Below are 524 nucleotides of genomic sequence, written 5' to 3' on the forward strand. Positions count from 1 at the left end.
TTTCCAGTTCAGGGACAATCAGCTCTGTTTTGAGCAAATAAGCCTGGATGCCTTAGCCCGCAAATATCCGACGCCGTTTTATGTGTTTTCTGAGCCGGAAATCATCCGCAACATCGGCGAAATTCAGCAGGCCTTTGCCGCACACAAGAAAACAAAGACCTTCTTTGCCTCCAAAACCTGCTCGGTTATGGGCGTGCTGAAAGCTATCCGCGATGCCGGAATTTGTGCTGAAGCGAATTCGCAGTTTGAAGTGCGCAAGTGCCTGGAAATAGGTTTTCGCGGCGATCAGATTGTGTTTAACGGCGTGGTGAAAAAACCGGAAGATCTGGAATTCGCCATCGCGAACGATCTGTATCTGATTAACGTCGACAGCCTTTACGAGCTGGACCACATCGACAGCATTTCCCGCAAATTACAGAAAGTGGCGAATGTCTGTGTTCGCGTGGAGCCCAATGTGCCTTCCGCCACCCACGCTGAGCTGGTTACCGCATTCCATGCAAAATCTGGTCTCGATCTCGAGCAGG

At 50.6% G+C, this 524-nt stretch carries 1 protein-coding gene; it reads left to right on the plus strand.

Annotated elements, in window-relative coordinates:
- On the plus strand, positions 1 to 524 hold a 524-nt coding region (locus AACX88_RS17600; protein ID WP_339394146.1), incomplete at both ends, for a diaminopimelate decarboxylase family protein.

Source organism: Brevibacterium metallidurans, assembly GCF_037101285.1.
Taxonomy (GTDB): domain Bacteria; phylum Actinomycetota; class Actinomycetes; order Actinomycetales; family Brevibacteriaceae; genus Brevibacterium; species Brevibacterium metallidurans.